General features: G+C 73.2%; 24 protein-coding genes. 9 read left to right on the forward strand and 15 right to left on the reverse strand.

Annotated features, from left to right (window positions below):
• Positions 1–168: 168 nt before the first annotated feature.
• The gene (locus tag OG444_RS40765; protein WP_442810541.1) at positions 169–1,827 is read left to right on the forward strand and encodes a glycosyl hydrolase; all 1,659 of its coding nucleotides are present in this window, start codon (positions 169–171) and stop codon (positions 1,825–1,827) included.
• A 5-nt stretch (positions 1,828–1,832) separates the two neighbouring features.
• Here OG444_RS40765 and OG444_RS16590 read toward each other — a convergent pair whose 3' ends face one another.
• The 9 genes from OG444_RS16590 to OG444_RS16630 all read right to left on the reverse strand — a co-directional run bounded on the left by OG444_RS16590 (position 1,833) and on the right by OG444_RS16630 (position 13,532).
• Positions 1,833–2,975: a GNAT family N-acetyltransferase gene (locus tag OG444_RS16590; RefSeq protein WP_327262911.1), complete on the reverse strand. Its 1,143-nt coding sequence runs from the start codon at positions 2,973–2,975 to the stop codon at positions 1,833–1,835.
• Positions 2,972–3,829, reverse strand: coding sequence for a lipopolysaccharide biosynthesis protein (locus OG444_RS16595; protein WP_327262912.1), 858 nt, complete (start codon positions 3,827–3,829; stop codon positions 2,972–2,974). Before OG444_RS16595 ends, OG444_RS16590 begins: the two co-directional genes overlap by 4 nt.
• 72 nt (positions 3,830–3,901) lie before the next feature.
• Positions 3,902–5,215, reverse strand: a complete 1,314-nt coding sequence (locus tag OG444_RS16600; RefSeq protein WP_327262913.1) for a glycosyltransferase — start codon at positions 5,213–5,215, stop codon at positions 3,902–3,904.
• On the reverse strand, positions 5,212–5,988 hold the full coding sequence (locus tag OG444_RS16605) for a polysaccharide deacetylase family protein (RefSeq protein ID WP_327262914.1): 777 nt from the start codon (positions 5,986–5,988) through the stop codon (positions 5,212–5,214). The genes OG444_RS16600 and OG444_RS16605 overlap by 4 nt, the downstream gene beginning before the upstream one ends.
• A complete protein-coding gene (gene murJ / locus OG444_RS16610) occupies positions 5,978–7,648 on the reverse strand; it encodes a murein biosynthesis integral membrane protein MurJ (protein WP_327266812.1) in 1,671 nt (556 codons plus the stop codon). Before murJ ends, OG444_RS16605 begins: the two co-directional genes overlap by 11 nt.
• Positions 7,649–8,208: 560 nt before the next feature.
• Entirely contained in the window at positions 8,209–9,639 is a 1,431-nt protein-coding gene (locus OG444_RS16615) for an O-antigen ligase family protein (protein ID WP_327262915.1), read from the reverse strand.
• Positions 9,639–11,165, reverse strand: a complete 1,527-nt coding sequence (locus OG444_RS16620; protein ID WP_442810542.1) for an exopolysaccharide biosynthesis polyprenyl glycosylphosphotransferase — start codon at positions 11,163–11,165, stop codon at positions 9,639–9,641. Before OG444_RS16620 ends, OG444_RS16615 begins: the two co-directional genes overlap by 1 nt.
• A complete protein-coding gene (locus tag OG444_RS16625) occupies positions 11,162–12,349 on the reverse strand; it encodes a glycosyltransferase (RefSeq protein WP_327262916.1) in 1,188 nt (395 codons plus the stop codon). Before OG444_RS16625 ends, OG444_RS16620 begins: the two co-directional genes overlap by 4 nt.
• A gap of 19 nt (positions 12,350–12,368) precedes the next feature.
• Entirely contained in the window at positions 12,369–13,532 is a 1,164-nt protein-coding gene (locus tag OG444_RS16630) for a DUF3344 domain-containing protein (protein WP_327262917.1), read from the reverse strand.
• A 102-nt stretch (positions 13,533–13,634) separates the two neighbouring features.
• Between OG444_RS16630 and OG444_RS16635 the strand changes: the two genes are divergently transcribed.
• The 5 genes from OG444_RS16635 to OG444_RS16655 all read left to right on the forward strand — a co-directional run bounded on the left by OG444_RS16635 (position 13,635) and on the right by OG444_RS16655 (position 16,712).
• Entirely contained in the window at positions 13,635–13,889 is a 255-nt protein-coding gene (locus OG444_RS16635) for a chaplin (RefSeq protein WP_327262918.1), read from the forward strand.
• A gap of 117 nt (positions 13,890–14,006) precedes the next feature.
• Positions 14,007–14,417, forward strand: a complete 411-nt coding sequence (locus OG444_RS16640) for a rodlin (RefSeq protein ID WP_327262919.1) — start codon at positions 14,007–14,009, stop codon at positions 14,415–14,417.
• 252 nt (positions 14,418–14,669) lie between these two features.
• On the forward strand, positions 14,670–14,903 hold the full coding sequence (locus OG444_RS16645) for a chaplin (protein ID WP_327262920.1): 234 nt from the start codon (positions 14,670–14,672) through the stop codon (positions 14,901–14,903).
• 121 nt (positions 14,904–15,024) lie between these two features.
• Complete coding sequence (locus OG444_RS16650) at positions 15,025–16,173, forward strand: chaplin (protein ID WP_327262921.1); 1,149 nt, start codon at positions 15,025–15,027, stop codon at positions 16,171–16,173.
• A 191-nt stretch (positions 16,174–16,364) separates the two neighbouring features.
• On the forward strand, positions 16,365–16,712 hold the full coding sequence (locus tag OG444_RS16655; protein WP_327262922.1) for a hypothetical protein: 348 nt from the start codon (positions 16,365–16,367) through the stop codon (positions 16,710–16,712).
• Between the two features lie 84 nt (positions 16,713–16,796).
• Here OG444_RS16655 and OG444_RS16660 read toward each other — a convergent pair whose 3' ends face one another.
• Both OG444_RS16660 and OG444_RS16665 read right to left on the reverse strand, forming a co-directional pair.
• Positions 16,797–17,036 carry a chaplin gene (locus OG444_RS16660; RefSeq protein WP_327262923.1) on the reverse strand — a complete coding sequence of 80 codons (240 nt, stop codon included), beginning with the start codon at positions 17,034–17,036 and terminating at the stop codon, positions 16,797–16,799.
• A gap of 145 nt (positions 17,037–17,181) precedes the next feature.
• Complete coding sequence (locus tag OG444_RS16665; RefSeq protein ID WP_327262924.1) at positions 17,182–17,670, reverse strand: hypothetical protein; 489 nt, start codon at positions 17,668–17,670, stop codon at positions 17,182–17,184.
• A gap of 272 nt (positions 17,671–17,942) precedes the next feature.
• Between OG444_RS16665 and OG444_RS16670 the strand changes: the two genes are divergently transcribed.
• Entirely contained in the window at positions 17,943–18,353 is a 411-nt protein-coding gene (locus tag OG444_RS16670; protein ID WP_327262925.1) for a rodlin, read from the forward strand.
• 126 nt (positions 18,354–18,479) lie between these two features.
• Here the strand turns inward: OG444_RS16670 and OG444_RS16675 are convergent, their stop codons facing one another.
• Positions 18,480–19,121 (reverse strand): vitamin K epoxide reductase family protein, encoded by a 642-nt coding sequence (locus OG444_RS16675; protein ID WP_327262926.1) that lies wholly within the window; start codon positions 19,119–19,121, stop codon positions 18,480–18,482.
• Positions 19,122–19,313: 192 nt separating this feature from the next.
• Between OG444_RS16675 and OG444_RS16680 the strand changes: the two genes are divergently transcribed.
• The gene (locus tag OG444_RS16680; RefSeq protein WP_327262927.1) at positions 19,314–20,084 is read left to right on the forward strand and encodes a DUF6227 family protein; all 771 of its coding nucleotides are present in this window, start codon (positions 19,314–19,316) and stop codon (positions 20,082–20,084) included.
• A gap of 12 nt (positions 20,085–20,096) precedes the next feature.
• Here the strand turns inward: OG444_RS16680 and OG444_RS16685 are convergent, their stop codons facing one another.
• The 3 genes from OG444_RS16685 to OG444_RS16695 form a co-directional block, all read right to left on the reverse strand.
• Entirely contained in the window at positions 20,097–21,047 is a 951-nt protein-coding gene (locus OG444_RS16685) for a 1-phosphofructokinase family hexose kinase (protein WP_327262928.1), read from the reverse strand.
• Positions 21,044–21,805 (reverse strand): DeoR/GlpR family DNA-binding transcription regulator, encoded by a 762-nt coding sequence (locus tag OG444_RS16690; protein WP_327266814.1) that lies wholly within the window; start codon positions 21,803–21,805, stop codon positions 21,044–21,046. Before OG444_RS16690 ends, OG444_RS16685 begins: the two co-directional genes overlap by 4 nt.
• Positions 21,806–21,944: 139 nt before the next feature.
• On the reverse strand, positions 21,945–23,507 hold the full coding sequence (locus tag OG444_RS16695; RefSeq protein ID WP_327262929.1) for an MFS transporter: 1,563 nt from the start codon (positions 23,505–23,507) through the stop codon (positions 21,945–21,947).
• 62 nt (positions 23,508–23,569) lie between these two features.
• Between OG444_RS16695 and OG444_RS16700 the strand changes: the two genes are divergently transcribed.
• Complete coding sequence (locus tag OG444_RS16700; RefSeq protein ID WP_327262930.1) at positions 23,570–24,529, forward strand: helix-turn-helix transcriptional regulator; 960 nt, start codon at positions 23,570–23,572, stop codon at positions 24,527–24,529.
• Positions 24,530–24,611 lie beyond the last annotated feature (82 nt).

The following is a 24,611-nucleotide window of genomic DNA, read 5'->3' on the forward strand; positions in this document are numbered from 1 at the left end:
GCTGAGATACGCGGGCATGGAAACGGTGTCTTTCACCTAGTCGGACCAAGCGGGGGTGGTGTGCACCTGCTAATGGCCTACGCGGCGGTCACCGGACAGGCCATTCGTCAGATCTGATGCCTAACGTCTTTGGTAAGCACACCGATTCAGGAAAGCTCGGGAGACGCCATGCCCAGACCACGCCGCCGACTGGCGAGCACCTGCATCGGTACGGTCACGGCCGGACTGCTGGCCACGGGGGCCGCACTCGCGGCGCCCGAGGATGACCGGCCCGAGGGCTCCGACATCGCCATGGGCGCCTATCTCGACTACGGGCCGCCCGGGGTGGCCCGGATCCCGTACCTGTCGAGCTGGCTGGGCGGCAAGGAGATCCGGGTCGGCCACACCTATCTCCCCGGGGACAAGTGGGCGGGCATCGAGGGCCGGGTCTCCTTCCTGGAGGACTGGGCCGAGTGGCGCCGGGCCGACGACGACCGGCTGTTCGTCCTCAACGTGCCCATGCAGGAGCGCAACGAGGGCCGGGTGCCGGACTACCAGGTGGCCCAGCTGATCAGGGCGGGCGCGCAGGGCAACTACGACCGGCACTTCCAGCGGCTCGCCGAGCGGCTGGTGTCGCTGGGCGTCCCGGACACGGTGATCGTGCTCGGCTGGGAGATGAACGGCATCACGTACACCCACCGCTGCGCACCGGACCCGGAGAACTGGAAGGCGTACTGGAAGCGCATCGTCCGCACGATGCGCGCCGTGCCCGGGCAGGAGTTCAAGTTCGACTTCGCGCCGAACCGGGGTACGGACGCGATCGGCTGGACGAAGTGCTACCCCGGCGACGACGTGGTCGACATCATCGGAATGGATTCGTACGACCAGGGTCCCGGCCAGACCTTCGACGACCAGATCACCCAGCCGTACGGACTCCAGCACCACGTCGACTTCGCGAAGGCACACGGGAAGTCGATCTCCTACCCGGAGTGGGGCCTGTACCGGCGCGGGGACAACCCGGAGTACATGCGGCGCATGCTGAAGTGGATCCAGCAGCACAAGCCGCTCTACCACACCATCACCGACTACTGCCCGCACGGCGTCTGGCAGTGCAAGGACAACCCGCAGTCCGCGAAGGCCTTCCGTGACGCGCTCACGCCCGAGCGGCCCGGCCCGGTGGTCCCGACCCCGGTGGTTCCCACGCCCGTGGTCCCGACCCCGGTGGTCCCGACCCCGGTGGTCCCGACCCCCGTCGTGCCCACGCCGGTCGTCCCGACCCCGCAGGTCCCGACCCCCGCGGTCCCGACCCCGCAGGTGCCGACGCCCGCGGTCCCGACGCCACAGGTCCCGACGCCACAGGTCCCGACGCCTGCGGTCCCGACGCCACAGGTCCCCGAGCCCACACCGGCGGTCCCGACGCCCGTGGTCCCCAAGCCCTCGCCCGTCGCCCCGACCCCGGCCGTGCCCACGCCGGTCGCCCCGAGCCCGGTCGCCCCGAGCCCGGAGGTACCGCTGCCGGTCACTCCCAGTCCGCTCGTCCCGGCACCCGAGGTCCCCGAGGTCCCCGAGCCCACACCGGCGGTCCCGACGCCGCAGGTCCCGACGCCCTCCCCCGTGGCCCCGACGCCCGTGGCCCCCAAGCCCTCGCCCGTCACCCCGACCCCGGTCGTGCCGAAGCCCGAGCCCACACCGCCGAAGCCCCTGCCGCAGCCGACGACACCGCCCGTCAACAGCCAGCAGTGGTGCGTGCCGCTCAACTTCGGCGAGTGGCTCTCCAAGCTGGTCGGCACGCAGTCGGTCTGCTTCAAGCTGGACCTCGGCAAGGACTCCGGCTTCTGGCCCTTCTAGACGGGTCATCGCACCCGCAGTTCGTTGAGCCGCGCCCGCCAGTCCCTGGCGGCCGGCAGCGCCTCCCGCAGCGCGTCCACCGCCCGCTCGCGCCCCGTCACCTGCGATTCGTGTACGCGCATCAGGGGCGCGAGCGCCGTCGTGGCCAGCAGGAAACGCTGGTTGACGACCGTCTCGGGCCGCCAGTGGTTCTTGTACGGCTCGTTGCCGCGCAGGAAGCTCACCACCGGGCGGCCCTCGGCGAGCGCCCGCCCTGCCTCGTAGCGCAGCAGCAGCGTCGCCACGTCCACCTTGCGGGTGCGCAGGTCCGGGTCGGCCCCGTACAGGTAGCCGCCGCTGAGCCCGGACGACAGCAGCGTGACGTTGGCCGCCACCACCTTCCCGTCCAGCCGGAACTCCGTCAGCCGGCTCTCCCCGGCCCGCACCATGCGCCGGGTGGCCCGGGTGAGGTGCTCGGCGAAGCGGGGCCGCAGGTGCTCGGGGGTCACCCCGCGGCCGCGCCACTGCTTCTCGTGCAGCCGCAGCAGGGTCCGTACGGCGCGGGGCACTTCCTGCTCGGTGACCTCGTGCTCCTCGATCCCGGCCGCGTCGGTCTTGCGCAGCTTGGCCCGCACCCGCTGGGCGCCGGAGGCCGGCATCCGCTTGACCAGTTCGTCGAACGGCAGCGTGGGCAGCTCCATGCACGTGGAGTCGGCGAGCCGGCTGGAGACCCCGGGCCACTGCCGGTACAGCTCCTCGGCGGCGGCTCCGGGACGCACTTCCCGCAGGTCCACGACGGCCCCGCGGGCGGCCCGGTGCAGCCCGCGGGCCAGCGCCGGAACGACCTGGGCGGCGTGTTCCGCGGCCACGAGCACGTCGAAGTAGTCGGTGATGGGACCGCCGAGCGGCACCAGCAGCGGCATCGGCCGGTGTACGAGCATCAGCGGGGCCACGCCGACCAGCTCGTCGCCGCGCCGGACGAGGACGATCCGGAGCCGGCCGTCCTTTCCGTACGACAGCCACCAGGAGTGCAGCCAGGCGTGACTCTGGAAGGGGGTGGCGGTGGGGCAGCTGCGGAAGAGCCTGTTCCACGACTCCTCCAGCGCGGCGAACTGCCGGGGGTCGCGGCACAGCGTCACCGACAGGGCCCCGGCGGAGCCCGGACTCATCGAACGGACTCCTTCTCCTTGGCCGAGGCCGGCTCGCCCTGGGCGGGCAGCGAGGCGTACTCCTCGACCGGGGACGGGGCTGCGGACTCCACCGGGAAGCCGGGCGCGGAGGCGTCCGTGCTCTCGTCGGAGCGCCGCGCGCGGCCGGGCCGGGCGAGCAGCCACAGCCCGCCCAGCAGTCCGCCGGCACACAGGCCGACGGCCCCGCTGATGGCGGCGGACGGGGATGCGGGCTCGGACGGGGCGACGGCCTGGTTGAAGAGGAGCAGCTGGACGCCGGTGTTCTTGGCGGCTTGATTGCTGCTCAGGGACAGGGCGTCGGCGACCGCGTTGGCGATGTCGGCGGCCTCGGCGGGGCTCTTCGAGGTGCCCGTGATGGCGATCATCGGGGACTCGGGCGAGGTCTCGGCCCGTACTTGGGTACGCAGCTTCGCGGCGCCGATGCCCGCGCGGGGCTGGGCGTAGGCGAGGGTGGAACTGCTGGTCGCGATACGGGCGTAGGCCTGCGCGAAGCCGAGGGCGGTGGCCGGCTCGGTGGTGTCGTCGGGCACCGCGACGACATAGCTGGTGGCGGCGTACTCGGGGGCCTTGAGTACCCCGTACGCCCCGCCCGCGGCCAGCCCCAGCAGGGCGCAGGCGGGCAGCGGCCACCACAGCGGCACCGAGAGCCGGCGGCGACGTGTCCTGCGCCCGGAGCGGCGGTCCGGCCTCCGCTCGGACCGGCTCTCGGACCGGCTGTCGGACCGGCTGTCGGACCTGCCCTCCGGCCGGCTCTCCGAGCTGCTCTCGGACCTGCCCTCGGGCCTGCTCTCGGCCTTCTTGTCGGACTTCTTGTGGTCGGCGGTATCGGCCATGGACGTGCTCGCTTCCTGGGTGGAGGGGAGTTCATTCGGGTCCCGTCGGGACCCCTTCGGGGAGGGGAGGGATCAGCCGGTGCCGGTCGGCTCCGCCGGTCCGGGCCCGACGGGTTCGCGCCGGGCGCCGATGACGCTCCCGGAGCCGGCACCGGAGCCGGCTCCGGATCCAGCACCGGATCCCGCACCGGTCTCGGGCACCGGGCCGGTGACGGCGCGGCGGCCCCGGGCCGACCCGCCGGCACCCGGCGCGGCCGAGAGGGCGAGGTCGTACACGTCGAGCAGCTGCTGTGCGCTGCGGGCGATGTCGTAGCGGCGGACCACCGGCGGCGGGGGCAGCCGGCGCGCGCCCGCCTCCATGTGGCCGCGCAGCGCCGCGACCAGTTCCTCCGTGCCGGTGCCGATGCGGCGGGCCCCGGGGGCCTGCGCGGCGGGCAGGTCGTCGATGGCGGGGCAGGTCACGTGCAGGACGGGGAGTCCGGCGGCCAGGGCCTCCACTACGGCGAGCCCGAAGGCCTCCTCCCGCGACGGGGAGACGAAGACGTCCATGGCGGCCAGCAGCGCCGGGATCCCGGGAGTACGGCCGTCCGCGCTGTCGCCCAGCGGATCCCGCTCCCCCAGCAGGTGGATCCGGCTCTGCGCGCCGAGCTCGGCGGCCAGCCGGCGCAGCCCGGCCCGCTCCGGCCCGTCCCCGGCCAGCAGCAGGTGGGCCCCCGGCAGCGCGGCGACGGCCCGCACCAGGACGTCGAACCGCTTGCCCGGGACCAGCCGGCCGACCCCGCCGACCACGAAGGCCCGCTCGGGGAGCCCGGTCCGGGCCCGGGTGGCCCGCCGGACGCCCTCGTCGAAGCGGAAACGGACGGCTTCGATCCCGTTGGGTACGACGTGCACCCGCGCGGCCGGCACCCCCCAGCCCTCCAGCCGGGCGGCCACGGTGTCGGACACGGCCACGGTGGCCGCGCCCAGGCGTTCACTGGCCAGGTAGAGCGTGCGCACACCGCCCGACAGCGGCCTGCCCTCGATCTCGCCCTCGCCGAGGGAGTGTTCGGTGGCCACGGTGGCCCCGGTCCCCGCCAGGCGGGCCGCGAGGCGCCCGTACACGCAGGCCCGGTAGAGGTGCGTGTGCACGAGGTCGTACCGGCCGCGCCGGATGAACTTCACCAGCCGGGGCAGCGCCCCCAGGTCCCGGTTGCCCCGCATGCCCAGGTTCACGACCCGGACCCCGTCGGCGCGCAGCCCCTCGGCCACGGGCCCGGGGTTGGTCAGCGTCAGTACGTCGCACTGCATGGGCATGTGCCGCAGCAGGAGGCGCAGTTGCTGCTCGGCCCCGCCGACGCCGAGCCCGGTGATGATGTGCAGTGCCCTGACCGACTGGAGCGTCTTCACCGCTGCACCCCCCGCCGCAGCTCCCGCACCTGGTGGCGGAGCTGCTTGATCCGCAGCCGGGCGCCGCCGTCGGCCTGGCTGATGTGCGTGCGCGGCAGGGCGTGCGGGCCCGCGAGCCGTCCGGGGTCGATGGCGCAGGCGTAGCCGTATCCGGCGGCCCGTGTGGCGTCGACGACCCGTGCGTCGAGGTGCCCGTACGGGTAGCAGAACCCCTCGGGCAGGGTGCCGGTCAGCTCGCGGAGCAGGTCGCGGCTGCCCCGCAGTTCCTGCTGGAGGATGTCGTCGGCGGTCGCGGTGAGGTCCTGGTGGAGCAGTCCGTGCGAGCCGATCTCCTGTCCGGCGTCGGCGACCTCGCGGATGCCCTCGGCCGTGAGCAGGGATTTGCGCGGGCCCAGCGGGTCCCACACGTTGTCCACGCCGAGCCGTCCGGGCAGTACGAAGAGGGTGGAGGTGCAGTCGTGGCGGCGCAGCAGCGGCAGCGCGTGGGTCAGGTAGTCGGTGTAGCCGTCGTCGAAGGTCAGCCCGACCAGTCCGGCTCCGCGTCCGGCCGCGCGGGCCCGCAGCAGTTCGCCGACGGACACCCCGCGCAGCCCGCGGGAGCGCAGCCACCGCAGCTGGGCCTCCAGGGCGAGGGGGGTGACGGTGATCCCGTACGGGTCTTCCGCGGGGTCGGTGAACTCGGCGACCGAGTGGTACATCAGGACCCACGGCGAAGCGGCCCGTCGGGCGGGGACCACCACGGCGGCGGGGGCCGTGTCGGTGTCAGCGGACATTGCGGAACCTCTGCGTGAGCTGGGAGATCTGACCGGGCAGGGCGGTGATTTCGAGCGCGCGTATGGCCGTCCCGGTGGCCCCGAACATGGCCGGGACCAGCAGGCAGCCGAGGGCGGCGCTGAGCATCGGGTCGGGGATCATGGGGCCGGCGATCCAGCCGGTGGCACCGGCGGCGACGGCGGCCACGGCGAGCCGGCCGATGCTGCCGGCGACCCGGCGGACCTGGATCGCGATGATCCGGGAGCCGAGGCCGGTGAGCAGCAGGGCGGCGGTGGTGGAAATGCCGGCGGCGTTGGCGGCGGCGATGCCGTAGATGCCCCACCAGCCGACGGCGAAGGCTCCGGCCACGATGTTGACGAGCAGCCCGGCGCCCATCGCGAGCGCCGGGAACCAGATGGGCCGGGCGGTCGAGAAGAAGGGCCGGGAGAGTGCTCCGACGAGGCAGTGGCCGAGGAGTCCGACGGCGTAGACCCGCATGACGGAGGCGGTGGCGAGGGTGTCCTTGTGGGTGAAGGCGCCGCGTTCGAAGAGGACCTGGATGATCTGGGGCGCGTAACCGACGACGAGTGCGGTGCCCACCAGAACGGCGAGCGCGGCCAGCGCGAGGTCCTGCTCCACCCGCTGCCGGGCCTTCTCCCGCTCTCCCCCGGCCATGGCCTGGGCGACGACGGGGAAGGTGACGGTGCAGATCATCAGCGAGAGCACCATCGGCATCTGCGCGACCTTCTGCGCGTAGTTGAGGTGCGAGATCGCCCCGGAGGGCAGGGATGCGGCCAGGAACCGCTCGACGAGCACCTGCGACTGCCGGAAGACGGCGAAGAGGATCACGGGGGCGATGACCCCGAAGGCGATGAGGGTCGGACGGTCCCGGTCGCGCTGGCTGCGCGGGGCCGTCCTCTTCGCGCGGGGCGGGCGGAAGCCCACGTTGCGCACGAAGGCGGGCAGTTGGACCAGGGCCATCAGCAGACCGCCGACGGCGACTCCCGCGGCGGCGGCCCGGACTCCCCACACGGCGTGCAGGGCCAGCATCGTGCCGATGATGCCGACGTTGTACGACACGTAGATCGCGGCGGGCGGCAGGAAGGACCGGTGCGCCCGCAGCGCGGCGCTGAAGTATCCGGCGACGCCGAAGGAGAGCACGGTCAGTGCCGTGAGGCGGGTGCACTCGACGGCCAGCCGGGGATCGGGCAGGCCGGGGGCGAGCACGGCGACGACGGCCGGGGCCGCCACGATGAGCACGGAGGCGACGGCGGCCAGGAGGAGCACGAGGCGCGGCAGGGTCGCCCCCACCAGGAGCCGTACGGGGTCCTGGAGGCGGGCCTCCTGGCGGGTGAGACCGGCCCTGCCGGCGGCACGCCGGGCCAGGGCGTGGCTGAAGGCGGGCACCATCAGCAGCGCCATGGCGTCCTCGATCAGCAGCGTCGAGGCCATCTCGGGAACGGTCCAGGCGATCAGGAAGGCATCGCTGTCGTGCCCGGCCCCGAAGAGGTGTGCGATGGTCTGGTCGCGCACGAGGCCGAACACCGCGCCGGCGGCGGTGAGTCCGGCGGTGACGGCGGCGGCCTTGGCCAGGAAGCGTCCGAGCGGCTGGCTCCCGCCTCCGGCGGGTGCGGAGGACTCGCCGGACCCGCCCCCGTCGGGGGCGGCGGACCTCGCCACGGCGCGGCGGCCCTGGCGGAGCCGTCCGCTTCCGCCGGGGGCGGCCGGCGCGGACGGCTCGCCCGCGCGGCGGGCATGGCGCGCCGGGGCGCCGTCCGCGCCGGTGGAGCCGCGTATGGCCCGCGCCGCCACCGGCACGCTGTGCCGGCCCGATGCGCCGCCCGGATACCCGGCGGAGCCGAACACGGGCCCCCGCGCACCCGCTTCACCGCCCGGGAGCCCCCCGGCGACGAACCCGGGATCCGTGGCTCCCGGCGCGCCGGGGTCTGTGCCGGACCGCCCGGAGACGGGGGCGCTCCGCGCGCGGACGGCGAAGCCGGGGTCGGCCGGGACCGGCGCGTCTCCGGCTCCGGCCGGGCGTCCGGCCACGGACACGGTCGCGGTCCGCGGGTACCGGGCCGCGCCGGGAGCTGCGCTCCGGTTCGGGCCGTCGGCGGGGCGCCCGGCGAAGCCGGGGTCCGTCGGGAACCGCGACGGACCGGAGTCGGGGGCGCCCGGGACACGGGCGTGGCCCGCCCCGGCCGGGAGGCCGGAGGCGGGCCGCCAGGGCGTGGTGTCCGTCACGGGCGCGCCGCAACCCCGGGGGACCTACCCCGTGAACCCGCACCGCCGACGCCTGCGGACTCCGCGGCCGTCCCGCGCAGGGGACCCGCACCGGCGGCGGCCCCGGGACCTGCAGTCCCGCGGGAGGGCAGCGCCCACCAGGCCGCCAGGCCAATGATCACTCCGGTCAGCACGGTGGACGGCCCCCCGATGTCCGCGTAGAGGAAGTCGGTCAGCTGCCACACGAACAGCCCGATCGCGATCAGCCCGCAGTCCCTGGCTCCGCCGCCGGAGGCGAGCCTGCGCAGCCCCGCGACCAGCAGGGCCGCCCAGCCGCCCGCGAGCGCGAGCAGCCCGATCAGGCCCTGCTCGCTCAGGATCAGCAGGTACATGTTGTGCGGGGAGAGCAGCGGCTGGCGCAGGTACGCCTGCCCCGCGCCGGCGGTGTCGCTGCCCGAGGACAGGCCCAGCGAGGCGTGCCCGTCGCGGTGGGCCGGGAAGCCCTTGAGCCCCACCCCCACCGCGGGCCGCTCCCGCCACATCGACTCGGCCGCGGCCCACATCGTGTAGCGGTCGGTCACCGACTGGTCGGGGGCGCTGGAGACCTGGGTGATGGAGGTCAGCCGCTCGGCGACCATCTCCGAGCCGACCCCGAACCCGCCGACCAGGACCACCCCGGCGGCGGCGAGCGCGGCGACCACCTTCAGCGCCCGTTCGATCCCGGCCAGTGCCATCACCAGCACCGCCGCGCCGAAGGTGGCGATCCACGCACCCCGGCTGAAGGACAGCACCAGCGGCAGCACCAGCGCCAGGGCGCAGCCGGCGGCGATCCGCCGCAGGCGCCGCGGCAGCCCCGGAGCGAGCCCGGCGGCGGTCGCCACGATCAGCCCGTACGCCACGACGGTGGCCATACCCATGACGTCACCGGGGCCGAAGGTTCCGACGGCGCGGACGTCCTCGCCCTGGTACGAGGCCCCGGTGTGGGTGGCGTACTGAACGACCCCCACCGCGCCCTGCACCAGCGCCAGGACCACGAAGCATCCGGCGGCGAGCCGGAACTCCCCGGCGTCGCGCACCAGCAGCACCACGGCCGCCGGGACGAGGACGAAGACCTGGAGGTAGCGCACGAAGCCCGGCAGGGCGGCGTACGGATCACCCGCGGTCATCGTGGCGACCGCGAGGCCCGCGGCCGGCGTCCCTAGGACGAGCACGCCCAGCGGGTTCAGCGGCCGCACCCGGCCGCGCAGCGCCTGCACCGCGCAGGCGAGGACCAGCAGCAGAGAGGCGGCGTCGGCCGGGCCGACCTTCCCGGAGGCGGTCGCGTCCCCGGCCGGGAGCGGAGCGAGGAGGAACAGCACGGTCGCGGCGAGCGGCAGCAGCGGCCAGTGCCGGCGCAGCAGACCCGGCAGGCCGGGCCGGGTCCACGGCCCGGGGAGGGCAAGGCTCATCAGCTGCCCCCCAGCCGGAAGCGGAAGAAGGAGGCCGCGGTGCGGGCGAGGATCCACAGGTCCTGCCACAGCGACCAGGTGTCGATGTAGTGGTTGTCGAAGCGGGCCCGGTCCTCGATGGAGGTGTCCCCGCGCAGGCCGTTGATCTGGGCGAGCCCGGTGATGCCGACGGGCATTCGGTGCCGGGCCTCGTAGCCGGGGTGGACAGTGGAGAACTTGGCGACGAAGAAGGGCCGTTCGGGGCGCGGGCCGACCAGGGCCATGTCACCGCGAACGACGTTCCACAGCTGCGGCAGCTCGTCCAGCGAGGACTTGCGCAGGAAGGAGCCGACCGGGCTCATCCCGCGATCGCCCGCCACCGTCCAGCGGGTGGCGGCCTCGTGCGCGTCGGCGCGCAGGGTACGGAACTTCAGCAGGGTGAAGGGGCGCCCGTACAGGCCGACCCGCTCCTGCCGGAAGATCACTCCCGGCCCGTCCCAGACCCGCACGGCCAGCGCGCACAGGCCCATCACGGGCGCGGCGGCGAGGAGCGCGATCAGGGCGAGCACGGTGTCGATGCCCCGCTTGGCCCAGCGCTCCAGCGGCCGGGCCGGGCGCGGCAGCAGCGGCTGCACGGCGTACCCCCACAGCTGGTCGGCGGGGTGCGCCACCCGCATGCCGGTGACCTTGGCGGTGCCGGCCGGGTCCGCGAGCCACAGCCGGCAGCCGTGGTCGTGGAAGAGCCGGACCAGGGAGGCGGTGCGCTCGTCGGCCTCCGGGGGGCGGGTGAACACGGCGTGCCCGACGGAGTTCTGGATGACCGCGCGCCGGATGTCCTCGTGGGTGGAGAGCAGCGGCAGGGTGCCGTCGCCCTCGGCGGGCGCGTAGCCCACGACGGGATCCGCAAGTCCGACCGGGCGCAGCCCGAACTCGGGGCGGCCGTGCAGGGCGGCGGCCACCGCGCTCGCCCCGGCGCCGGGTCCGACGACGAGGGCGGAGGCGGGCCACCGCAGCGCCGCACGGCGCTGGAGCTGGTTGGCGAGGCCACGGCCCGCGCACGCCAGTACGACCTGGAGGCAGACGGCGGTGAGCAGCGCGCTCCAGCCCATGGCCCGGGCCGGGTCCACGGCGGCCGTGACGGCGGCGACCGAGCACCACAGGACGGCGGACCGTCCGGCCAGCACGGGCAGTTCGAGGAGCGCGGAGGGTGCGAGCCGCGGCCGGTAGAGCCCGGCCTGTGCGTGCAGCGCGGCGAGCAGGAGGGGGGCCGCGGACAGGACGGGCAGCGCCGCTGCGGGCAGGGTCGTCGCGGTGAGTACGGCCGCCAGCGCGTCGGCGGTGAGCAGCGGGAGCACGCGCCCGCGGCGGCGGACCCGCCGCGGGCGCAGGGCGGTGCGGGCCTGGCCGGTCCTGGGCCCGCGCGGGGGGTGGATGGCGGTCGCCGAACGGCGGGCCGCCGCGGGGTGCACGGGCGCGAAGGCGCTGCCACCGGTGGGCCCCGTACCGCCCTGCCCGGTGTGCCGGGCGGGTGCGCTGTCCATCGTCATCGGCTGATGCGCTCCTGGTTCAAGGGCCGGGGCCTGCCCAGCAGTTCGTGGTACAGGCCGGTGACCGCGTCCGTGGTCCGCTGCACGTCGAAGTCGGTCCGGGCGTGCTGCCTGGCCTGCTCACCGAGTTCGGCGAGGAGCCGCGGTTCGGCGAGCAGCCGTCGCAGGGACTCGGCCAGGGCCGTCGGGTCCTCCGGCGGCACCAGGCACAGGCGTCCCTGGCCGGGCGGCAGGCTCTCCCTGGCACCGCTGACGTCGGAGACCAGGACCGGGCGGCCACAGGCCATGGCTTCGAGCGGGGCGAGCGCCATGCCTTCCCACCGCGACGGCAGTACAACGAGATCGGCGGCCCGAAGCCACGGTCGGATGTCGTCGGCGGCGCCGGCGAAGAGCACTCCGGGCGGCGCGGCGCGGCGCAGCCGTTCGGCGTCGGGGCCGTCCCCGACGAGGGCGAGGCGGGCCCCGGGCACGGCGGCCCGCAGCTCCGGCCAGGCCCTGAGCAGGATGTCCTGCCCCTTCTGGGGGCAGATCCGGCCCACGCACACGGCGAGCGGCGTGCCGGCGGGGAGCCCGGCGAGCAGCGGCAGTTCGGCGCGTGCCCGGGCCCGGTCCCGGTCGGGGTCCGGGCCGCCGGGGCGGAAGTGGTCGAGGTCCACGCCGTTGCGGATCACCGACCAGCGGGCGGTGATCCCCCCGGTCTCGCCCGCGCGGCGTTCCGCGTCGCTGACGCAGAGCACCCGGTCGGCCCAACGGGCCCCGTAGCGCTCCCAGCGCAGCGCGAGCGCCGCGGTGGCGCCGCCGACCGCGTCGAAGGACCAGGCGTGGGGCTGGAAGACGGTGGGTACGGTGCCCCGGGCGGCGAGCCGTCCGGCCAGTCCGGCCTTGGCGCTGTGGGTGTGCAGGAGGTCGGGCCGCACCTGGCGGATCATCTTCCGGGCGCCGATGATCTCGGCGGGCAGGGCGGGCCCGGGGGCCCGCCCGGCGCGCCAGGTGAGCACCTCGGCCCCGGCCGCCCGGGCGGTGTCGCCGAGCGTGCCGCCGGGCGGACATCCGACGACGGCGCGCAGGCCTTCGGCGGTCTGTGCGCGGACGAGGTCGGTGACGACCCTGGCCACACCGCCGTCGACGGGCTGTACGAGATGGAGGACGGTCGGGGGCTGTGCCGCCCGAGGTTGACTGGGCACGTGGAGTGGTCTCCTGCGTTCAGCGGCGCGCGTCTGTCTGAACGAAGAGCACACCGAGGAAATGACCCTGACTTTCACCCGTGAACCTGAAGCTCAGGCTGCGGGCACCACCGGACAGGGCGGGACTCAGGTCGAACACGTCCGCGTCATATCCGAGATTATTCATATGTTCGGGCTGCCGCACGAACGACTGATCGCCGAATTCCGTGATCGTGGAATTCATAACATCATTAAAAGGATTTTCTCCGTCACTGAGACTCACCCGACGCCCACTGTCGGCCGTCACGGTGAGTGAGTCCCCGAGGGTGCCGCGGTCCCCGTCGTACGCGACGACCCCGGCCCGGCCCGCGGATCCGGCCGGGGCGTCCAGCCCCTCGATCTCGACCGTTCCGTCACCGGCACGGGCGGCGAGCGACTCGAAGCCGTCCCACACCGAGATCCGGCGCAGCGGCTCCTGCGGGTGCTCGTAGGCGACGACCAGCGTCCAGCCGCCCCAGGCCCCCACCTCGGAATGGCCCATGGCGATGTTGAGCTGGGCCACCGTCCACATGCCGGCGCCGCCCTTGCGGACCAGCGGGGTCACATCGGCGGAGGCCTGGTAGGCATCACTGCCCGCGTCCGTGCGGTGGCCCATCACCGTGTCGGCCAGGACCTCCTTGTACGCGCCGCCGGGCTCGGCGACCAGCACCCGGCCGTTGTCCTGCGGCGGCTTCTGCTCGCCCACCCGCAGGTTCCCGCCCCAGTAGAGACGGGCGTACGAGACCTTCGCGCCCTGCGGGACCTTGAGCTCGGCCCGGGTGGAGTTGTAGGTGTCCGGATCCTTGTCGACCTCGCTGTAGAACATCTCGAAGTCGCTGTTGACCCCGGCCGCGCCCTTCTTGACCTCGGCGCACGGCTCGGCCTGCGGGGACTGCTCCTTGCGGCAGCTGATTCCGGAGTTGGAGGCACGCACCAGCCCGCCGTGCTGCACGGCCTGGTAACGCTGGGTGAACGGGACCCGGGGCAGTTCCCTGGGAGCGGGAGCCGCCGCCCATGCCGCCGGGGCGTTCACGGAAAGGGTGAGGCAGGACAGCAGACCGAGCGTGCCGAGGATTCTGCGGGAGGAACCCATGACCCTGTCTCCATTTTCGATCAAGGGGACAAAACAGGAGTGAACTTTGTCAGAACTCGGGCCGGAAATCACGTCGGACTCGCCCGTACGGCCTTTTGGGCGATAACACGCACCCTCGTACTGGGCGGGTCGTTATCGGATGCACCATTGTTCGAACCGAAAGGAAATACGGAGATGAAGAAGGGGCTGGTGCGCGGCACCACCGTCGCCGTGGCGGGCGCCGCAGTGCTGATGGGCGGCGCGGGCCTCGCCTCCGCGGACGGCGGGGACGGCGCGACGGCGCACGGCATCACCGCCGGGTCCCCCGGCGTCCTGAGCGGCAACCTGCTCCAGGTGCCCGTCGACGTCCCGGTGAACGCCTGCGGCCTCACCGTGAACGTGATCGCCCTGCTGAACCCCTCGTTCGGCAACACCTGCATCAACGCCTGACGTCAACCGTGCTGCCCGAAACGCCCGCATCCGAGTGAAGCCACGCAACCCGAACCGGGACCGCGGCGTTGATCCGGGTGCTCCACTACCGGGCAATCCTGCAAAAAAGGGACGACAATGATCAAGAAGATGATGGCCTCGGCCGCGGTTGCCGCCTCGGTCGTGGGCATCGGTGCCGCCATGGCGCCGCAGGCGATGGCCATCGGGAACGACAACGGCATCAACACCGCCAACGGCAACAACGCCGCGCAGATCTACGGCAACCAGGCGACCTACGGCAACATGAGCCCGCAGATGGCGCTGATCCAGGGCTCGTTCAACAAGCCCTGCATCGCCCTGCCCGCGAAGGCCAACGTGCAGTCCGTGCTGGCCCTGATCAACGTCGGCGTCCAGGACATCCCGGTCCTGTCCAGCCCGCAGAACCAGCAGTGCACCGAGAACTCCACCCAGGCCAAGGGCGACGAGGCTCTCTCGCACATCCTCAGCAACATCCCGGTCCTCTCCGGCAACGTCTCGAACGGCAGCTGACCGAGGCCCGCGCCAGCGAGGCCGTCGCACCCTCCGGGTCGCGGCGGCCTCGCCGCATGTAAGGCCGGGAAGCTCCCCGGCCACCGGAATTGTCGATATGAATACGTCGGCACCCAGAATTCGGACCGGACTTCGGTACGAGCATCGGGGTGAATTACCGACAGGCCGTCGAAATTACGCGGTTTCTTTTCCCCGGACCGCTCGTTGTTAATTCTGCAGTGGACACGCCTCTGCGGGAAGGAAAGAAATCAAATGACGTACAAGAAGGCAGTGGTGCTGGCCGCCGGCGCTCTGATGCTCGCCGGTGCAGCCTCCCCCGCCATGGCCGACGCGGCCGCCGACGGAAAGGCCGTGGGTTCCCCCGGCGTCCTGTCCGGCAACCTGCTCCAGGTGCCGGTCCACGTCCCGGTCAACGTCTGCGGCAACACCGTGAACGTCATCGCGCTCCTCAACCCGGCGTTCGGCAACACCTGCGTCAACGCCTGACGAAGCGCTTGTGCCCGCAAGGGCAAGCCTCCTCGGAGTGGCCTCGGAGTGCACGGCGGTGCACTCCGAGGCCACCTCCGATTCCACACCGGCCCTGGCGCCGGTAGACAGGGAAGGACCCATGCGACAGGTACTGAGCCGACAGGTACTGGGCAAGGGGATGCTCACAGCAGCAGCCGCGTCGAGTCTGCTGTCGATCGCGACCGGCGCGGCCTACGCGCACCCCGGGGCGACGGCCGAAGCCTCGCACTCTCCGGGCGTGCTGGCCGGAAACAGCGTCTCGGTACCGATCACCTTCGCACCGAACGTGTGCGGCAACAGCGTGGACGGTGGTGCGGCGCTCAACCCTGCGATGGGGAATACGTGCGCCACCAGCACCGGCTCGCACACGGACGACGGCCACGACTACGGGCGCTACCTCAGCCCCGAGAACGCCGAGGCCCTGGAGCGCTACCTCGAGGAGCGCGAGGGCCGCCGCGCGGTGCCGGCGCAGCGCCACGAGTCGCCGCGCCACGCGGGCGGGTACGAGCAGCCCCGGCAGGAACAGGCCGGGCACGATCGGCCCCGGCGCGAGGGACCGCGGCACGCGAAGCCCCGCCAGGAGGAGCCGCGCCACGAGGGCGGTTACGGCGGTCCCGGCGAGGAGCGCGGCAAGGAGGAGGAGTGCGACGACCACCCCGGGTCCGCTCCGCCGCCCCCGCCGGCGCACCACGCTCCGCCGGCGCCCGAGCAGCCGCACCCCATGCCGGAACCGGTGGACGAGCACCCGGCCCCGCTGCCCGCCCCGGAACCGGTCCAGGAGGTGGAGGCGCCTCCCGCACCTCCTGCTCCGCAGCCCCCGGCCGAGGAGGCCCCGGTTCCGCTCCCCGCCCCGGAGCCCGCCCCGGCACCGGCCGAGGAGCCCGCGCACACGCTGCCGGCCCCCGCCCCCGGCCCTGCCCCCGTGATGGAGGAGGGCCCCGCGCCCGGGCCGCCGCACGGGAGCCTGCCCGTGGAGCACCCGGCTCCGGCGCCCGAGGTCGTACAGCCTCCGGCCGACCAGCCGCCCGCCCCTCCCGCGGGTGACACCTCGGTCGAGCTCCCCCCGGCGCCGACCCCCGCCCCGGCCCCGGGGCCCGCTCCCGCGCCGCCGGCGGCCCCCGCTCCGGCGCACGTGACGGGGCCCATGCTGGCCGAGACCGGCGCGGGCCAGCCCGCGGCCGCGGCGGCCCTCGCCACCGCCCTGATCCTGGGTGGCGCCATTCTGTACCGGCGGTCGCGCATCTCCTGACCGGCAATACCGGTAATCAGAAGAATATCGGCCGGAGAATCCTCGTCGGATTCTCCGGCCGCTGTCATGCCCCCGTCCTTAACCGCGTGCGCGTTCGCGTTTCCGCAGCGGCCGGGAATCGTTACCCAGGGCGAAAGTGGCGCGACGGTCGCCACTGACGCCTCTGTCAACGAAAGAAGAGGATTTCGATTATGAAGCTCACGAAGGTCGCCGCTGTCGTCGTCGGCTCCGTCGCCGCGCTCGGCGCCTCCACCACCGCCTTCGCCGCCGAGCCCACGGCCGCGATGCCCCCCATGAGCCTGACCGGAGGGGTGACCGAGACGCTGAACGCCGTCGGGCCCGTCTCCGAGTCCCTCCCGCAGACCGTGGGCAACGGACTGGCCGAGCAGGGCGACACCGTCAACAAGGTCGTGGGCACCGCCCAGAAGGTCAACAAGGTCCGCAACGACGTACCGGGCACCGTGCTCGGCCTCGCGAACGGCGCCACCCAGTCGTCCCCCATGCTCGGCGGCGTGAAGCTCAACGGCGGCCAGGGCTGAGCCGTCCCGGCTGACCACCCGCCGACACGACTGTGGGCGCCACCGGCAAGGCCGGGGCGCCCACAGTTGGTTGTTCGGCCGACCTCAGTGGTTGAGGCAGACGTTGCCGAACGCGGGGTTCAGCAGGCCGATCACGTTCACGGTGTTGCCGCAGACGTTGACCGGGATGTGCACCGGCACCTGGGCCAGGTTGCCGGACAGGACGCCGGGGGAACCCACGGCCGCACCCTCGGCCGACGAGTCGGCAACGGCGGAGCCGGCGGCGCCGGCCGCGGCGAGACCAGCGGTGGCCAGGACCAGGGCGGCCTTCTTGGCAGAGTTCATGGGAAGTGCACCTTCTGTTCGATGTTCTGCCCCGAACCGGGGCTCACACCGAGCGAAACGGTCCAGCTTCCCAGACGACACGGCCACGCGCACGATGAGACCTGTTCGGCTCAATTGTCGTAACCATCCGACGGGTTCGCGGCTGCTACTGCCCCTTCGGAAGGCTGGGAATGTCCGGGATACCGGGAATCGCGGGGATGTCCGGGATGGCCGGGGTGTTCGGCACCTCGGGCAGGCCGTCCACCGGCGGGACCACCGAGTCGATCGGCGGGAGTTCCACCGGCGGCAGCTGGGGGATGAGCCCGGACAGGTCGGGGAGGTTCAGGTCCGGCAGCTTCGGCAGCTCGATCGGCGGCAGCTTCACCCCGTCGGGCAGCAGGCCCCCGAGCGACGCGAGCAGGCCCTCCAGGGTCTTGGTGAGGCCGGCCAGGAGGTCGTCGATGGGACCGGCGGCCGCCGCGCGCTGCTCGATCTTCTCGACCTGCTGCTGAACGGAGGCCACGCGCCCGGTGAGGGCCGCGGAGCCCTCGCCGTCCGCAGCGCCCGCGGGGGTGGCCGCGCCGGACAGTATGACGACGGCGAGAGCCGACGGGACGAGGAGACGGGCGGCGCGGGACGGCTTCGTGCGGTGCATGGATGTTCCTTCTCGGGTGGGGACATGGAAACGGACCCGAACGATCCGCTTCCTCACCCACCGTGCGAACACCTCGCACGGAGCGCAACCGGAGCCCGCGTGGATGCGGGCTGCGTACGGGCTTCGCGCACGCGTCCGGAGGCCACTCACCCGGGCCGGGGAAAACCTCGACACGCGCAGGCCGTTTGAGTGAAGCAGCGGAACCAACCCCCGGACGGGGCAGTTGACCAGGGCGCTCCATCAGCGGGCACTCGTGCGACAGAAGGATCAAGATGTTCAAGAAGTTCATGACCGCCGCCGCGGTCTCCGCCGTTGCGATCGGCGCGGGCGCTGCCGCCGCGGCCCCGGCCATGGCCATCGGCAACGACAACGGGGTCAACACCGTCAACGGCAACGGTGCCCAGCAGATCTACGGCAACCAGAAGACCGCCGGCGACATGAGCCCGCAGCTCAGCCTGGTCCAGGGGACCCTCAACAAGCCCTGCATCGGCCTGCCGGCGAAGGTCAACGCCCAGTCGCTCATCGCCGCGCTCAACATCGGCGTCCAGGACATCAACGTCCTGTCCAACCCGCAGAACCAGCAGTGCACCGAGAACTCCACCCAGGCCAAGGGCGACGAGCCGCTCTCGCACATCCTGGACAACATCCCGGTCCTCTCGGGCAACCTCTCGGCCGGCAGCTGAGCTCCGGTTCCTGCGCCTTCGGGCGATCGCGGGCCGCTGAGCCTGTGGAGTGAATGACGAGGGCCCCGGCGGCGTCCAGCCGCCGGGGCCCTCTGCGTACCCCGCCCCGCTCGCCGCTCCCGGCGGTCAGCCGGTCCAGAAGTCCCACCAGCGGGTGAGGATCAGCATGCCGATCACTCCGATGTGCAGGGCGGGCGGCGCCCAGCCGAACTCGGCGAAGAAGCCCCGCAGCGGGGCGGGGGCGGGCAGGACCCGGGTACGGACGTTGTGCGCGGTGACCGCCCAGAACATCAGCAGGGTCGCCACCCAGGCCAGGCAGCACCACAGGCAGAGCGCGTTGATCTCGTAGAGCGACTGGACCATCAGCCAGCTGCAGAAGCCGACGCCGAAGAGGGTGCCGGCGTTCAGTCCGAGCCAGAACCAGCCGCGGTAGCGGGCGCCGGCCAGCAGGCCCGCGCCGACGCAGACCACGACGCCGTACGCGACGAGCCCCAGCATCGGGTTGGGGAAGCCGAAGGCCGCCGCCTGATCGCTCGCCATCACGCTGCCGCACGAGACGACCGGGTTGAGACTGCACGCGGGTTTGAAGTCCGGGTCCTCCAGCAGGAGGAACTTGTCGAGGGTGATCACCCAGGAGGCCAGCAGCCCGGCCGCCCCGGTGACGGCCAGCAGCCACGCCAGGCCCTTCGGAGCCGCGTTCTGTTCGCCCTCGGGTCCACTGCGGGGCCGTACCTGCTGGCGCGGGAGGCCCACTGTATTCGTTGCCATGTGGCCCATAGTCCCGCGCTCCCTCCCAGAACGGGCCCAACCATGCTCATCCGTATGCAAGTTGACCTGAAGGTGTGGCGGGAACCTCCGATGCTTCCCGGACGTTTTACCGAACCCCGGACGTGATGTCAGAACCAGGGGTTACGTTGAGCTTCCGCGAAGTAACAAGCTGCGACGGCCTGGAGACCCACCTTGAGCGATCCGTACGAGACAACCGAGGCGCACCTCGAACGACTCCTCGGCCGCGCCCTCAACTCCTTCGACCTGCCGGACAGGCTGGTCGAGCGCCTCGGCACGGCGCTCGCCCACAGCTCTTCGCTCTACACCACCCACCACAGCCCGGAGTCGGGGATCTGGCGCGAGACGCACCGGCACACCTACCTGCTGACCGACGGCGGTTCGGTCTCGTTGTGGGAGCTGACGTACCGGCTGGTGGGCGACCGGGCCGTGCGGCACGAGATCTTCGCGAGCAAGGCGGAGACCTGCCTGGCCGTGACCCGGCTGTTCGGCGAGGCGTCGGCCGGGGCCTCGCCGGATCCGGTGCTGGTGCCGGGTGAGGAGGAGCCGGAGAACGACGTGGCGGTGCTGAGCGCGCTGTACGCGGCCTCGGCGCCGGTGCAGCGGCACCGGGAGTACGTGGTGGAGCAGTCCGCGGACCACGCCCGCCGGGTGCTGCGGCGCGCGGAGAACGCCGACCGGCCGGGCGAGCCGCTGGCGACGCTGCTGAGGTCTGCGTACGCGCACCAGATCACGCAGGCGTTCGGTGCGCGGCAGTGCCTCTCCGACGGGCGGGGCGCCGGATTCAGCCTGTACGAGCACGCCTTCGTGCTGCTGGACGGGACCGAGGTCAGCCTGTGGGAGGTCGAGCACACGGCGACGCCCGACGGACGGCACATGTGCGAGGTGTACGCGAGCGAGGCGGCCGCGCGCGGAGCCATGGAGCTCCGCGCCCGCGTGCGGTGACGGGGCGGGCGGTCAGGGCGTTCCGGGATTCCGGAGCGGGAGGTCCAGGGGCGGGTCCTGGGTGATGCGGACCCGGTCGGGGCGCAGGTCCGAGGGCGTCGGCACGGCGCTGCCCGGCAGTTGGACCGCGGCGGCGCCGTGGGCCAGCGCCGAGGCGAGGGCGCCCGGGCCGGTGCCGCCCGCGATGAGGAAACCGGCCAGCGCGGCGCCCCCCGCTCCTGCGGTGCTGCGCACCACCGGGACCGGAGCGGTGCCGTGGTGGGTGCCCTCGGCCGAGACCAGGAGCCGGCCGTCCCCGCCGAGGGAGACCAGTACGGCTCCGGCGCCCAGGTCCCGGAGCTCATCCGCGGCCTTGACCACGTCGCCCAGGGTGGGCAGCGGGCGGCCCACCGTCGCAGCCAGCCCCGACGCGCCCACCTTGATCACCTCGGGGCGGGCCGCCAGCGCCGCGGACAGGGCGGGGCCCGAGGTGTCCAGGGCGATGCGGGCGCCCGCGGCGTGCGCCCGGGTGACGAGGTCGGCGTACCACTCGGGCCCGAGGCCGCGCGGGAGGCTGCCGCCGGCGGCGATCCAGGCGGCTTCGGCGGCGGCGGAGCGGACGGTGTCCAGGAGGAGGCCGGATTCCTCCCGGGAGAGCTCCGGACCAGGTGAGTTGATCTTCGTGAGGGTGCCGTCCGGTTCGGCGAGGGAGATGTGGGAGCGGGTCTGGCCGGCGATCGAAACGGCCGTGACGTCCACGCCCCGGGCGCCGAGGAGTTCGGCGAGCAGGACGCCGGGGGCGCCGCCGAGCGGGAGGACCGCCGTCGTGCGGACGCCCGCGGCAGCCACCGCGCGGGAGACGTTGACGCCCTTGCCCCCGGGGTCGACCCGCTCGCCGTCGGCGCGCAGTACCCGGCCCCGGTCCAGCGCGGGGACCGCGTAGGTCCGGTCGAGGGAGGGATTGGGGGTGACGGTGAGGATCATACGAGCGCAACTTCCGTACCGGCGGCCTCGATCGACGCCTTGTGAGCGGGGGTGAGTCCCGTGTCCGTGATGAGCAGGTCGACCTCGGCGAAGGAGCCGAAGCGCGCGAAGTGCTCCTGTCCGGCCTTCGCGGAGTCGGCGAGGAGGACGACGCGGCGGGCGGCGGCCACGGCGGCGCGCTTGACGGCCGCCTCGGCGAGGTCGGGGGTGGTCAGACCGCCTTCGGCCGTGAACCCGTTGGTCGCGAGGAAGAGCACGTCGGCGCGGATCTCGGCGTACGCGCGCAGTGCCCACGCGTCGACGGCGGCGCGGGTGCGGTGGCGGACACGGCCTCCGACGAGGTGGAGGTCGATGCCGGTGTGGTCGGCGAGCCGGGCCGCTACCGGGAGCGCGTGGGTGACCACGGTGAGGGCGACGTCGACGGGGATGGCGGCCGCCAGCCGGGCGATGGTGCTGCCGGCGTCCAGGACGATGCTGCCGCCGTCGGGGAGCTCCGCCAGCGCGGCGGCCGCGATGCGGCGCTTCTCGTCGGCGGCGGTGCCCTCGCGCTCGGTGAGGTCGGGCTCGAAGTCGAGGCGGCCGGCCGGGATGGCCCCGCCGTGCGTCCGGCGCAGGAGGCCGGACCGGTCGAGGGCCGTGAGATCGCGGCGTACGGTCTCGGCGGTGACCCGGAACCGGTCGGCCAGGGAGAGCACGTCGACGCTGCCCGCTTCGCGGGCGAGGCGGAGGATCTCCTGGCGGCGCTCCGGTGCGTACATGTGGATTTGCGTCCGCTTCATACCCGATTGGATGATTTCGCCCCACCATACGGGTGTTTGCGGAGGGAAACAAAAAAGAACGGACATGGCCGCCCCCAGGGGCGGCCATGTCCGTTCGACGGTGGCGCGGAAGGGCCGGTCAGACGGCCGGGACCTTCTCGGCGGTGCGGCCGGCGTGCTCGGCGGCACCCTCGCGCTCCTCCATCGGGATCGCCCTGCGCGGCAGTACGAACATCAGCGCGAAGATCACGACCAGTACGGCCACGACCCACCACAGGGCACCGCGGAAGGCCTCGACGTAGGACGGGCCGAAGACCATGTCGTTCTCGATCAGACCGAAGAAGACGACGGAGGTCAGGGCGAGACCCAGCGCATTGCCCATCTGGCCGGTGGTGTTGATCAGCCCCGAGGCGGATCCGGCGTGCTCGCGCGGCACCTCGGAGAGCACGGTGTCGTTCAGCGGGGCCACGATCAGGCCCATGCCCACACCCATGACGACAAGCGGGGCCGCCATCTGCCAGGAGGCGATCTCCATGCCGTAGTGCTGCGACTCCCAGATGTAGAGGAGCAGACCGGCGGCCATGACCAGCGCACCGGCCTGGAGCACCTTGCGGCCGAAGCGGGGGACGAGCTTCTCGACCGAGAGGCCCGCGGCGACCGAGACGGCGATGGAGAACGGGATGCCGGTCAGGCCCGCGCGCAGCACGCTCCAGCCGAGGCCCATCTGCATGTACATCGTCCAGACCAGGAAGAAGATGCCGGTGGCGATGCCGAAGGTCAGCTGGACCGCGATACCGCCGGCGAAGCTCTTGACCTTGAAGAGGGAGAGCTCGACGAGCGGGGACCCATCCTTCTTGATCTTGTACTTCTCGTACGCGATGAAGGCGGCGAAGACGAAGGGCGCCGCGCTCATGCAGACGAACCCCCACATCGGCCAGTCGTTCTCGTGGCCGTGGGTCAGCGGGAAGATCAGCAGGACCAGGGCGAGCGTCGCGAGGACGACACCGACGAGGTCCAGGCGCAGCGCCTGCGGGGCCTTGGACTCGGCGATGAACTTGCGGCCCAGGATCACGCCCATGACGCCCACGGGCAGGTTGATCAGGAAGATCGGGCGCCAGCCGAGACCGAAGAGGTCCCACTCGATGAGCAGCGCGCCGAGCAGCGGGCCCGAGACGGCGGCGAGGCCCACGATCGCGCCGAACATGCCGAAGACCTTGCCGCGTTCCTGCGGCGGGAAGGTGACGTGGATGATCGCCAGGACCTGCGGCACCATCAGGGCGGCCATGCCGCCCTGGAGGAGGCGGGCGACGACGAGCACGTCCGGGGTCGAGGCGATGCCGCAGAGCAGCGAGGCCGCGGTGAAGCCGGCGATGCCGATGAGGAAGATGCGCTTGCGGCCGTAGATGTCACCGAGACGGCCGCCGGTGATCAGGCCGGCGGCGAAGGCGAGGGCGTAGCCCGCGGTGATCCACTGGATCGCGCTGGTGGAGGCGCCGAAGTCCTCGCGCATGGTGCGGATGGCTATGTTGACGATCGTGACGTCGACCAGGTCCATGAAGGCCGCGGTCATCACGATGGCGAGCGCCAGCCAGCGGCGGCGGTCGGCGGTCGGGCTGGGTGCGTCGTGGGCTACGTCGTTCCGCTCTTCTTGTGTGGGCCCGTTCTCTCTTTCGGGCGCTGTCTTGGACGTCTCGGTGCTCATGAGGAGAAACTTAGACGGCGTCTAGGTCAGTCTGTGTCCTATTTCGCTGGCAGCCTGGATTCATGACCGACACCCCCGCACGGCTGCTCTCCCTGCTGTCCCTCCTCCAGACCCCGCGCGAATGGCCCGGGAGCGAGCTGGCACAGCGGCTCCGGGTGAGCGCACGGACGATCCGGCGCGACATCGAGCGGCTGCGGGAGCTCGGCTACCCGGTGGAGGCCACGCTGGGCGCCGAGGGCGGGTACCGGCTGGTGGCGGGGGCGGCGATGCCGCCGCTGCTCCTCGACGACGAGGAGGCCGTGGCGATCGCGGTGGGGCTGCGGGCGGGGGCCGGGCACGCGATCGAGGGGGTCGAGGAGGCCTCCGTACGGGCCCTGGCGAAGCTGGAGCAGGTCCTGCCCTCGCGGCTGCGGCACCGGGTGAGCGCGCTGCAGTCGGCCACGATCGCGCTGACGCGGGGGGACGGGGCGAGCGTGGACCCGCGGACGCTGACGGTGATGGCCGGGGCGGTGGCCGGGCCGGAGCGGCTGCGGTTCGCCTACCGGGCGGGGAACGGGGCCGAGACGCGGCGGCTGGTGGAGCCTTACCGGCTGGTGAGCACGGGGAGCCGGTGGTACCTGGTCGCCTACGACCTGGAGCGGGAGGACTGGCGGACCTTCCGGGTGGACCGGGTCGACGAGGCGTTCGCCACGGGAGCCCGGTTCACACGGCGGGAGCTGCCGATGGAGGCGGAGGAGTTCGTGCGGCGGGGGCTGCGGGGCGGGGAGAAGCAGCCCTACCGGGTGGAGGTCGGCTTCGCGGCGGGCCCGGAGGAGCTGCCGGCCTGGCTGCGGGCCGCGGCCCTGCCGGGCGACGGGGAGGAGACCTCGGTGCGCTTCGAGAGTGCGGACGCACCGGAGTGGATGGCGGCGCGGCTCGCCCTGACGGGGCTGCCGTTCACCGTGCGGGAGCCGGCGGAGCTGCGGGCGGCGGCCGGGGCGCTGGCCGCCCGGCTCGCCGGGGCGGTGGCGGGACCTGCCTGACGGGGCACGGACGACCGGGCCATTCCGGTCGGGCGGTCGGGCGGTCGGGCGGGGTCGCCCCGGGCCGGGGCAGGAGAGAGCC

Origin of the sequence: Streptomyces sp. NBC_01232 (assembly GCF_035989885.1) — a bacterium.
Taxonomy (GTDB): domain Bacteria; phylum Actinomycetota; class Actinomycetes; order Streptomycetales; family Streptomycetaceae; genus Streptomyces.

Excerpts from the sequence above, each read along its gene's own strand:
- OG444_RS16700 (WP_327262930.1), top strand. The coding sequence starts at position 23,570 with ATGACCGACACCCCCGCACGGCTGCTCTCCCTGCTGTCCCTCCTCCAG.
- OG444_RS16660 (WP_327262923.1), bottom strand. The coding sequence starts at position 17,036 with ATGAACTCTGCCAAGAAGGCCGCCCTGGTCCTGGCCACCGCTGGTCTC.
- OG444_RS40765 (WP_442810541.1), top strand. The coding sequence starts at position 169 with ATGCCCAGACCACGCCGCCGACTGGCGAGCACCTGCATCGGTACGGTC.
- OG444_RS16635 (WP_327262918.1), top strand. The coding sequence starts at position 13,635 with ATGAAGAAGGGGCTGGTGCGCGGCACCACCGTCGCCGTGGCGGGCGCC.
- OG444_RS16695 (WP_327262929.1), bottom strand. The coding sequence starts at position 23,507 with ATGAGCACCGAGACGTCCAAGACAGCGCCCGAAAGAGAGAACGGGCCC.
- OG444_RS16650 (WP_327262921.1), top strand. The coding sequence starts at position 15,025 with ATGCGACAGGTACTGAGCCGACAGGTACTGGGCAAGGGGATGCTCACA.
- OG444_RS16590 (WP_327262911.1), bottom strand. The coding sequence starts at position 2,975 with ATGAGTCCGGGCTCCGCCGGGGCCCTGTCGGTGACGCTGTGCCGCGAC.
- OG444_RS16645 (WP_327262920.1), top strand. The coding sequence starts at position 14,670 with ATGACGTACAAGAAGGCAGTGGTGCTGGCCGCCGGCGCTCTGATGCTC.
- OG444_RS16655 (WP_327262922.1), top strand. The coding sequence starts at position 16,365 with ATGAAGCTCACGAAGGTCGCCGCTGTCGTCGTCGGCTCCGTCGCCGCG.
- OG444_RS16665 (WP_327262924.1), bottom strand. The coding sequence starts at position 17,670 with ATGCACCGCACGAAGCCGTCCCGCGCCGCCCGTCTCCTCGTCCCGTCG.
- OG444_RS16670 (WP_327262925.1), top strand. The coding sequence starts at position 17,943 with ATGTTCAAGAAGTTCATGACCGCCGCCGCGGTCTCCGCCGTTGCGATC.
- OG444_RS16615 (WP_327262915.1), bottom strand. The coding sequence starts at position 9,639 with ATGAGCCTTGCCCTCCCCGGGCCGTGGACCCGGCCCGGCCTGCCGGGT.
- OG444_RS16640 (WP_327262919.1), top strand. The coding sequence starts at position 14,007 with ATGATCAAGAAGATGATGGCCTCGGCCGCGGTTGCCGCCTCGGTCGTG.
- OG444_RS16605 (WP_327262914.1), bottom strand. The coding sequence starts at position 5,988 with ATGTCCGCTGACACCGACACGGCCCCCGCCGCCGTGGTGGTCCCCGCC.
- OG444_RS16675 (WP_327262926.1), bottom strand. The coding sequence starts at position 19,121 with ATGGCAACGAATACAGTGGGCCTCCCGCGCCAGCAGGTACGGCCCCGC.
- OG444_RS16685 (WP_327262928.1), bottom strand. The coding sequence starts at position 21,047 with ATGATCCTCACCGTCACCCCCAATCCCTCCCTCGACCGGACCTACGCG.
- OG444_RS16595 (WP_327262912.1), bottom strand. The coding sequence starts at position 3,829 with ATGGCCGATACCGCCGACCACAAGAAGTCCGACAAGAAGGCCGAGAGC.
- OG444_RS16690 (WP_327266814.1), bottom strand. The coding sequence starts at position 21,805 with ATGTACGCACCGGAGCGCCGCCAGGAGATCCTCCGCCTCGCCCGCGAA.
- OG444_RS16620 (WP_442810542.1), bottom strand. The coding sequence starts at position 11,165 with ATGACGATGGACAGCGCACCCGCCCGGCACACCGGGCAGGGCGGTACG.